Raw genomic sequence first — 1,467 nt, 5'->3', positions numbered from 1 at the left:
CCCGCGGCATGATCCGCCAGCACCAGTTCAACAAGGTCGAGCTCGTCTCGGTCGTAGCCCCAGAGGCGTCGGAGACCGAACACGAGCGGATGGTGGGCTGCGCCGAGGCCGTGCTGAAGCGACTGGACCTGCCGTTCCGGACCATGCTGCTGTGCACCGGCGACATGGGTTTCGGCGCCCGCAAGACCTACGACCTCGAGGTCTGGCTGCCGAGCCAGGGCAAGTACCGCGAGATCAGCTCCTGCTCGAACTGCGGCGACTTCCAGGCCCGGCGCATGGACGCCCGGACCAAGAAGGCCGGCGAGAAGGGCACCCGCTTCGTGCACACCCTGAACGGCTCGGGCCTCGCCGTCGGCCGCACCCTGGTGGCGATCATGGAGAACTACCAGGACGAAGGCGGCCGCATCGCGGTCCCGCAGGCCCTGCACCGCTACCTGCCGGGCCTGACGCACATCGGCGGTGACGCTTGAGGATCCTGCTGACCAACGACGACGGCATCAACGCCCCGGGCCTCGTGGCGCTTGAGCGGATCGCCGCGGCGCTCAGCGACGATGTCTGGGTCTGCGCGCCGGAGTATGAGCAGTCGGGCGCCAGCCGGGCGCTGACGCTCGCGGAGCCCATCCGGGTGCGCAAGCTGGGCCCGCGCAAGTTCTCCACCACCGGCACGCCCACGGACTGCGTCATGCTGGGGGTTCACGAGCTGGTCGAGGGCGGCCCGCCCGACCTCGTGCTCTCGGGCGTCAACCGCGGGGCCAACCTCGCCGAGGACGTGAGCATGTCGGGCACGGTGGCCGGCGCCATCGAGGCCATGGCGCTCGGCGTGCCCGGCATCGCCCTCTCCCAGATGGGGGGCTACGATCCGCTCGACGACTTCTTCGAGCCTGCTGAGGTCTTCGCCCCGGGGATCGTCAAGCGGCTGGTCGAGGTGGGCTGGCCCGCCGACGTGATCATGAACGTCAACTTCCCGATGCTGCCGATCGAGCAGATCACCGAGGTGGAGGTCACCCGGCAGGGCTTCCGGGACGTCCACGTGCGCCACGCCGAGAAGCGGATGGACCTTCGCGGGCGCGAATACTACTGGATCGGCTTCCGCCAGGAGCGCTCCAAGCCCGCCGAGGGCACGGACCTCCGGGCGCTCTACGAAGGCCGCATCTCGGTGACGCCGTTGCACATCGACCTGACCCACCAGGCGAGCATCTACGACCTGAAGGGGCTGCTGGGCGGCGCCCCGCCGAAGGCTTGAGATGGCCAGGCCCGATCACACCCCCGATGCCCGGTTCGCGGAACTGATCCTGGCGCTGCGGTCCCAGGGCGTGACCGACGCCAAGGTGCTCCACGCCATCGAGAAGACGCCGCGCGAGCTGTTCACGCCCGAGCTCTTCAAGGAGCGCGCGTTCGAGGACTCGGCCCTTCCGATCGCCTGCGGCCAGACCATCAGCCAGCCGTTCATCGTCGGCCTGATGAGCC

At 69.4% G+C, this 1,467-nt stretch carries 2 protein-coding genes and 1 pseudogene; all 3 read left to right on the top strand.

Features of this window, described 5'->3' with window-relative positions; all coding sequences use genetic code 11:
- Positions 1-470 (top strand): aminoacyl--tRNA ligase-related protein (locus tag V7Z97_RS20445; protein ID WP_334165472.1); only part of this gene is annotated, 470 nt, incomplete at its 5' end.
- Positions 467-1,243: a 5'/3'-nucleotidase SurE gene (gene surE / locus V7Z97_RS20440; RefSeq protein ID WP_334165470.1), complete on the top strand. Its 777-nt coding sequence runs from the start codon at positions 467-469 to the stop codon at positions 1,241-1,243. The genes V7Z97_RS20445 and surE, both read left to right, overlap by 4 nt.
- A 1-nt stretch (position 1,244) precedes the next feature.
- Positions 1,245-1,467, top strand: a pseudogene (locus V7Z97_RS20435) (protein-L-isoaspartate(D-aspartate) O-methyltransferase); the annotation flags it as partial.

The organism is Phenylobacterium sp. (assembly GCF_036821595.1).
In the GTDB taxonomy this organism is placed as follows: Bacteria; Pseudomonadota; Alphaproteobacteria; order Caulobacterales; family Caulobacteraceae; genus Phenylobacterium.
Note: the sequence above shows the minus strand (reverse complement) of the source record. Positions and strands in the feature narration are given on the sequence as shown.